The 7,669-nt window shown below is 35.2% G+C and carries 8 protein-coding genes; 4 read left to right on the forward strand and 4 right to left on the reverse strand.

Annotated features, from left to right (window positions below; translation table 11 throughout):
- Nucleotides 1-310: 310 nt before the first annotated feature.
- Together murB and ADJ83_RS18740 are read right to left on the reverse strand one after the other, a co-directional pair.
- Nucleotides 311-1,222: a UDP-N-acetylmuramate dehydrogenase gene (gene murB / locus ADJ83_RS18735; RefSeq protein WP_048718703.1), complete on the reverse strand. Its 912-nt coding sequence runs from the start codon at nucleotides 1,220-1,222 to the stop codon at nucleotides 311-313.
- A 251-nt stretch (nucleotides 1,223-1,473) separates the two neighbouring features.
- Complete coding sequence (locus tag ADJ83_RS18740) at nucleotides 1,474-2,298, reverse strand: ABC transporter ATP-binding protein (protein WP_031536234.1); 825 nt, start codon at nucleotides 2,296-2,298, stop codon at nucleotides 1,474-1,476.
- A 529-nt stretch (nucleotides 2,299-2,827) separates the two neighbouring features.
- On the opposite strand from ADJ83_RS18740, the gene ADJ83_RS18745 reads away from it, so the two are divergent.
- Nucleotides 2,828-3,196, forward strand: a complete 369-nt coding sequence (locus ADJ83_RS18745) for an ArsR/SmtB family transcription factor (protein WP_031536233.1) — start codon at nucleotides 2,828-2,830, stop codon at nucleotides 3,194-3,196.
- A complete protein-coding gene (locus tag ADJ83_RS18750; protein WP_031536232.1) occupies nucleotides 3,189-5,321 on the forward strand; it encodes a heavy metal translocating P-type ATPase in 2,133 nt (710 codons plus the stop codon). The genes ADJ83_RS18745 and ADJ83_RS18750 overlap by 8 nt, the downstream gene beginning before the upstream one ends.
- Before the next feature lie 188 nt (nucleotides 5,322-5,509).
- Here ADJ83_RS18750 and ADJ83_RS18755 read toward each other — a convergent pair whose 3' ends face one another.
- Together ADJ83_RS18755 and merR are read right to left on the reverse strand one after the other, a co-directional pair.
- On the reverse strand, nucleotides 5,510-5,971 hold the full coding sequence (locus ADJ83_RS18755) for a putative iron-sulfur cluster-binding metallochaperone (RefSeq protein WP_031536231.1): 462 nt from the start codon (nucleotides 5,969-5,971) through the stop codon (nucleotides 5,510-5,512).
- A complete protein-coding gene (merR, locus tag ADJ83_RS18760; protein WP_031536230.1) occupies nucleotides 5,971-6,384 on the reverse strand; it encodes an Hg(II)-responsive transcriptional regulator in 414 nt (137 codons plus the stop codon). The genes ADJ83_RS18755 and merR overlap by 1 nt, the downstream gene beginning before the upstream one ends.
- A gap of 370 nt (nucleotides 6,385-6,754) precedes the next feature.
- Here merR and ADJ83_RS18765 point away from each other — a divergent pair, with 370 nt between their 5' ends.
- Together ADJ83_RS18765 and ADJ83_RS18770 are read left to right on the forward strand one after the other, a co-directional pair.
- Complete coding sequence (locus tag ADJ83_RS18765; RefSeq protein ID WP_016200952.1) at nucleotides 6,755-7,075, forward strand: transposase; 321 nt, start codon at nucleotides 6,755-6,757, stop codon at nucleotides 7,073-7,075.
- 8 nt (nucleotides 7,076-7,083) lie between these two features.
- On the forward strand, nucleotides 7,084-7,669 hold a 586-nt coding region (locus tag ADJ83_RS18770; protein ID WP_048717144.1), incomplete at its 3' end, for an IS3 family transposase.

Genomic DNA, 7,669 nt, shown 5'->3' on the forward strand with positions numbered 1-7,669 from the left:
TGGTTATCTATGTTTTTAAATATAGTTAAGTGTAAAAACTAAGTAGTTCCATTGCGCTACAGACGCACGATGCGCCGGGGGAGGAAGCTGAGCCTTCTCGCATGCGCTGCGGGGCCTTAAGCGTCTCTATTTCCCGCAGGAGTCAAGCGTCCTCCGCTCCATTCCACTTCGTTTTTAAACTTTTTTTCAAATTGAAAAACACGAACTTTTATGTATACTAACTATACAAAAGTTCGTGTTTATTATTAGTTGAAATACTTTTGTCCCAGCCTCATCCTATAACAATAATCCTTTTTTACGGGTAGATTTTCTATTCTTCCCCGATGATTCTTACTTCTGTTTCAAGGTCTACGTTAAAATTTTCTTTTACCGTCTTTTGCACATGCTTTATTAAAGATAGATAGTCATTTGCTGTTGCATCTTCTACGTTTACGATAAAACCAGCATGTTTTGTAGATACTTGCGCACCGCCAATTTTCGTTCCTTGAAGTCTGCTGTCTTGAATAAGCTTCCCCGCAAAGTGGTTAGGCGGTCTTTTAAACACACTTCCACATGAAGGATATTCTAATGGTTGTTTTGATTCTCTTAAGAAAGTAAGTTCATCCATTTTCGCTTTGATATCTGCATATGTTCCTTTTTCAAGGGAAAAAGTTCCCTCTAATGCTATCCAGCCATTTTTTCCAATACTACTTGTACGGTAGCCAAGCTCTAATTCTGCTTTTGTTACTGTGCGAATATCCCCAGTTCTAGTTAAAACTTTTGCGGCTTCCAATACGTCAGAAACTTCCCCCCCATAAGCACCAGCGTTCATATACAACGCTCCTCCTACAGAACCTGGAATGCCACAAGCAAACTCGAGTCCTGTTAAAGAATGCTCTAGGGCAAATCTAGATGTCTCAATAATTGGAGCACCACTTTGAGCAATCACTTTATTACCATCAAGGGAAATAGCATCAAGCTTTGTCAAATTAAATACAACTCCACGAATTCCGCCATCTCTAATTAGCACATTTGAACCATTTCCTAAAATAGTGATTGGCATATTTTCGCTTAATGCCAATTTATACGCAGACTGTAATTGCTCGTACGTAAGAGGAAAAAGCAAGAAATCAGCCTTCCCACCAATTTTCGTATACGTATATTTATTTAACGCCTCATCAATCTTTACACTTTCATTAGGCAATATTTCTAGAAATTTTTTAATTAATATGTTTTTATCCATTAATCTCAACCTTCTGTACGTATTTCTGACTACACTATTCTAATAGTATACCAAAATTATAAAATGGTACGACGCTATTAAGCAAATTTATGTGAAATCATACTCAATCCCATTATATGAAACTCCCCTTCTCTTCATGCTAAGAAAAGGGGGAAGACCAGTTTGCTTATTCATGCTGGATGTGCTGGATGGTAAACAGCATTTAACAGGTTGAAAAATACAAAAAAAGCTAAGCAATCTCTTTTTATTGATTACTTAGCGGCCATTACTAATTCCTTTTCCTTTTCCTTTTGATGCAATAAATCATAGGAAAGGCATGCTGGTTTATTGGTTCTCGGATCTTTTACTACGACAGCATCTATTTGAAAAACTTCTCTTAATACCTCTTCTGTCATTACTTCTTCTGCCGTTCCTTCTTTCATTAATTGACCATTTCTCATTGCAACCATATGATCCGAAAATCTCGCTGCGTGATTAAGGTCATGAATAACCATCACAATCGTTCGATTTTCTTCTTCATTTAATTTCTTTAATAATTTCAAAACTTCCAATTGATGAGCCATATCCAAATAGGTTGTTGGTTCATCTAGGAGAAGAAGATTTGTTTCCTGTGCAATCGCCATGGCAATCCATGCTCTTTGTCGCTGTCCACCTGATAACGTATCGACTTCCTGGTTTTTCAATTCCGTTAACCCAGTGACATCCAACGCCCAATTTATTACTTCTTTGTCTTTCTCCCCTAAGCGTCCAAAGCCTCTTTGATGAGGTGATCGCCCATAGGATACTAAATCAAATATCGTTAATCCATTAGGAGCTTCTGGAGATTGAGGAAGAACTGCCATTCTTTGCGCAATTTTTTTTGTTGGTATTTTGTGAATCATTTCTCCATCAAGATAAACATATCCTGCTTTTGCCTTATGGATCCGCGCAAGTGTTTTTAATATCGTTGATTTTCCGCAACCATTTGGTCCAATAATAGTAGTGATTTTTCCCTCTTGGACACGTAAATTTAAATCATGGACGATAATTTTGTCTTCGTATCCAATTTTAAGTTTGTCTGTTGATAGTATATCCACTTATTCTCCCCTCCTTTATTTCTCTCATGAATTTATCTATTATATTTTTTCTGTAGAATTAAACAGCTGTTAAAATAATCCTCTATTTACACTTTTCTTATTTTCTCATTTATTCATTTCTTTATTCCCTACATATAAACGAAATACTAAATGATAATGATTTTCATTATTTATTATAATTTGAACAAAGCTTTCATTCAAGACTATTTAAACAAATTTAACAAGATTTATTTCTTGTAGCTTTAGATGATTTCATTCATACAAAAAAGCCTGCTTAACAAGTTAAAGGGTTCCGTTTTGAGGTGCTTTTTCAAAAAAACTAGCTCAAATGACAACTAAATTGCCATAGAAAATGGCAGAATAAAAGCAAAAAACTCGTCTATCTTTGGACGGGTTTTTTTATTAAAAAAATGAGACTTTAAATAAGGAGGAATATTTTTTTAATTTCATTCAAGTATCCACTTGAATATTATCGAAAAAGGAGTATACTATATTCAAGTAAACGTTTGAATGAGAATGGAGTGAGAAAATGAACAAGAAAGATACTTGTGAGATTTATTGTTATGACGAAGAAAAGGTCAATCGAATACAAGGGGATTTACAAGCGGTTGATATTGTTAGTGTTGCCCAAATGTTAAAAGCGATTGCTGATGAAAATAGAGCAAAAATTACCTATGCATTATGTCAAGATGAAGAGTTATGTGTGTGTGATATAGCAAATATTGTAGGTGTCACAGTTGCAAATGCATCCCATCACTTGCGAACTCTTCATAAGCAAGGTGTTGTGAAATTTAGAAAAGAAGGAAAACTCGCGTTTTATTCGTTAGATGATGAACACATTAGACAGATTATGATGGTTGCATTAGCACATAAGAAAGAGGTGAAGGTAAATGGCTGATCAACAAGCTAAACTATCTGAAAAAGAAATTAAAGCCTATCGAGTTCAAGGATTTACTTGTACCAACTGTGCTGCCATTTTTGAAAATAATGTTAAAGAATTACCAGGTGTTCAGGATGCGAAAGTAAACTTTGGAGCATCTAAAGTTTATGTTAAAGGTATAACAACAATTGAAGAATTAGAAAAAGCAGGAGCATTTGAAAATTTAAAGATCCGGGATGAAAAAGAACAAAGAGTTGAACGTGAACCTTTTTGGAAGCAAAAAGAAAACATTAAGGTATATATTTCAGCGATATTGCTTGTTATTAGTTGGTTTTTAGGGGAGCAATACGGTGAGGAACATTTACTACCTACGATTGGATACGCGGCTTCTATCCTAATTGGCGGATATTCGCTATTTATTAAAGGCCTTAAGAATTTAAGCAGATTACAGTTCGATATGAATACCCTAATGACCATTGCGATTATCGGTGCTGCAATAATTGGTGAATGGGGCGAAGGAGCAACCGTTGTTATCCTATTTGCTATCAGTGAAGCATTAGAGCGTTATTCGATGGATAAAGCTCGCCAATCCATTGAATCATTGATGGATATTGCACCAAAAGAAGCATTAATTCGTCGTGGGAATGAAGAAATGATGGTCCACGTTGATGATATTCAAGTCGGAGATATTATGATCGTAAAGCCTGGTCAAAAATTAGCGATGGATGGATTAGTTGTTAAAGGTACATCTACGTTAAACCAGGCTGCGATTACAGGTGAAAGTGTTCCAGTAACAAAAACAATTGATGATGAAGTCTTTGCAGGAACTTTGAATGAAGAAGGATTGCTCGAAGTTAAAGTAACAAAACGAGTTGAAGACACCACCCTTTCAAAGATTATTCATCTTGTAGAAGAAGCTCAGGCGGAACGAGCACCTTCTCAGGCGTTTGTTGATAAATTTGCGAAATACTATACACCAGCGATTGTGATTTTGGCTCTTTTAATTGCTGTTGTTCCTCCATTACTATTTGGTGGGGATTGGAGTGAATGGATTTATCAAGGTTTAGCCGTATTAGTAGTTGGATGTCCGTGTGCCTTGGTTGTTTCCACTCCTGTCTCAATTGTTACTGCAATAGGAAATGCAGCGAAAAATGGTGTTTTGATAAAAGGTGGTATTCATTTAGAAGAAGCTGGAGCTCTTAAAGTTATTGCTTTTGATAAAACAGGAACATTAACAAAAGGTGTTCCGGCTGTAACCGACATCGTGACGTATGTTGGAAATGAAAATGAATTGATGACAATAACGGCAGCCATTGAAAAAGGCTCACAACATCCACTTGCTTCAGCGATTATGAGAAAAGCAGAAGAAAATGGTTTGAACTTTAATGCTGTGACCGTCGAAGAGTTCCAATCTATTACTGGTAAAGGTGTAAAAGCCAAAGTAAAAAATGAAATGTATTATGTAGGAAGTCCAAATCTTTTCGAGGAATTGCACGGAAGCATTGAAAGTGGTAGAAAACAAAAGATTACTGAAATGCAAACCCAAGGGAAAACCGTGATGGTGCTAGGAACGGAAAGAGAGATCCTTTCATTAATTGCCGTAGCAGATGAAATGAGAGAAACATCAAAAACTGTCATCAGTAAATTGAACAATATGGGAATTGAAACAGTAATGCTGACTGGTGATAACCAACGTACAGCAACTGCCATCGGTAAACAAGTGGGTGTTTCGGACATTAAAGCTGATTTACTTCCAGAAGATAAGCTGAATTCCATTAAAGAACTTCGTGGTAAACATCAAAGCGTGGCAATGGTTGGAGATGGTGTGAATGATGCTCCAGCACTTGCAGCTTCCACTGTTGGTGTAGCAATGGGTGGTGCTGGGACTGATACAGCGTTAGAAACGGCTGATATTGCGTTAATGTCTGACGATTTAAGCAAATTGCCATATACGATAAAATTGAGCCGTAAGGCTTTGGCGATCATCAAGCAAAACATTACCTTCTCATTAGCAATTAAATTAGTAGCCTTACTGTTAGTTATGCCTGGTTGGTTAACACTATGGATCGCGATATTTGCCGATATGGGAGCGACATTGCTTGTAACATTAAACAGCTTACGATTATTGAAGGTAAAAGAATAATAGTAAATATTAGTTGAAATAAAAAAAGGCCAGAAGTGTAACGGGTTCTGTTTTGGAGTACAAAACTAAAAATAGATGGGAAAATAGCAAGTTAAATCTCATACAAAAAACACCGAAATTAGTACGGTGTTTTTTTGTGTATTAATTATTTATTTTTGTTTAACTAAAGCACCCTAACGCATTAGTTCTTAGGATTGCTCTCTAATATAAGCTGTTACATTTCCTAAGCAACAGCTACCTTGTGGATTGTTCACTTCACATCCACATCGGTTTTCTTTTATGTTTTCACGAATATGTTCAACTGGATTAGGAGTAAGTCCTTTTCCTATATATTCCTTTATTCTGTTTTTAGTCCAATCAAAACAATAACAAATCGGTGTTGTTGGTGAATCATCCTTTTGATGAACTGGGACCTTTATATCTGATATAAGATACTTTTTATTACTTGTATCAAAATAGACTACCTTACAGTCTTTGGTTGAACAAAAATAGTGATTTTTATTTGCATCTAATGTCTCTAATGCAGACGGTTTAAGGATTGATTTTAGTGTAATTAGCTTTACTTTTTTACCTTTACTATTACATATCGTACAGTTACCAACATTGTTTACCGTTTTCGTTTCTTTAAGATTACTACAACAATCTTCCATTATTCCCCCACCTTCTCCTCTTTCAATAAAGTTTCTATAATTGGACATTCATATAAAGATTTTTCATCAGGACAGCATTCTTTCAATTCAAAAAGCATAAGTTCTATTCTTTTTAAGTCTCTAATTTTCCTTTGTACTTCATCAATTTTATTTACTACAAAATCATTCATATGCATACACCGTTCGTCATCTTTATCAACAATTCCGAGTAATTTGTGAATTTCAGATAAAGAAAATCCTAATTCTTGCATTCGTTTAATAAACCTTATGCGTTCAACTGTTTCTGATGGATACATCCTATAACCCGAATCTGTATGGGATGGCTCCGATATTATTCCCATTCTTTCGTAATATCGTATCGATTCTTTATTCACACCACATTTTCCTGCAAGTTCACCAATAAGAAACATCACTATATTCACCTCTTAATAAATTATAAACCCTGTACCATAGTACAGGGTAAAGATAAATTTTTTATTAAACAAACCTGCACCGTTTGTTTAAGTACATTTTTTCACAATTACCATAACAGAATTTTAATGGAGCATAAAAAGGCTTATTAAATATTACCGTTACAGAAAGTCCTGTAACACAACTTTTTCAGGTGCGATTTTGTATACCAAAAGTTCAGTTCTTTAAATACAAATCGCTTAATAACAACAAAAAAGGGACATCCAAATCGACGCTATTTGGACTAACCTAAAATAGTGAGACAATATAAAACACCTCCAAAATGGCAATACTTGAGATAAGTATTGTGACATTATTCGGAGGTGTTTTTGCGTGGGCAAAAAAACTGTATATACAAAAGAGATTAAATGGGCGGTAGTAAGAGATAAGCTTGAAGGAAAATTAACAACACGGGAAATTATGAACAAATACAAAATCAAAAATAAAACTCAAATTGAAACTTGGATGAGATGGTACAAAAATGGAGAAATGTATCGGTTTGATCAGCCAATTGGTAAACAATATACATTTGGGCATGGGCCCGATTCTTTAAGTAAGGACGAGCGAATAAGTAATCAACTAACTCACCTAAAAATGGAGAATGAAATTCTAAAAAAGTATATGGCGATGAGAAAGGAGTCGATAAAGGGCTAGTAGTACAATTGGTTGAACAATTTCGTGAAAAATATACCGTTACTTCCATTTTAAAAGTTTTAGGGATTCCACGTGCTAGCTATTATCGTTGGACTAAAGGGTTTGGTGAATATCGGAATGAACATGAAGAGTTAATTATTGAAATCTGTAAGGCTACTAAATATAGAAATGGTCATAGGAAAATTAGAGCTATTCTAAAGCGAGAACATCATATTCATCTTAATAGGAACACAGTTCAAAACATTATGCAGAAGCATCATTTGCAGTGTAAGGTGAAACCAAAACGCAAGTGGAAATCGCAGGGAGAAAGTGAAGTCATTGTACCTAATATTCTTAATCGTGATTTTAGTGCAAGTAAACCAAATGAGAAGTGGGTAACGGACATTACGTATATCCAGTATGGCAGCGAAACATTATATCTGTCTACGATTATGGATTTGTATAATAATGAAATCGTAGCTTATAAGATTTATAATCATCAACAAACGACATTAGTAATTGATACACTGCAGGATGCTTTGGATAAACGCAATCAGCCAGAAGGAGTTATTATACACTCCGATCAGGGGAGTGTGTATACATCGTATACTTTTC

It is taken from the genome of Bacillus sp. 522_BSPC (assembly GCF_001076885.1).
Taxonomy (GTDB): Bacteria; Bacillota; Bacilli; order Bacillales; family Cytobacillaceae; genus Niallia; species Niallia hominis.

Bases quoted from the DNA above. Each gene is read 5' to 3' on its own strand.
- ADJ83_RS18755 (WP_031536231.1), bottom strand. From the start codon at position 5,971: ATGGAAGATTGTTGTAGTAATCTTAAAGAAACGAAAACGGTAAACAAT.
- murB (WP_048718703.1), bottom strand. From the start codon at position 1,222: ATGGATAAAAACATATTAATTAAAAAATTTCTAGAAATATTGCCTAAT.
- ADJ83_RS18745 (WP_031536233.1), top strand. From the start codon at position 2,828: ATGAACAAGAAAGATACTTGTGAGATTTATTGTTATGACGAAGAAAAG.
- ADJ83_RS18750 (WP_031536232.1), top strand. From the start codon at position 3,189: ATGGCTGATCAACAAGCTAAACTATCTGAAAAAGAAATTAAAGCCTAT.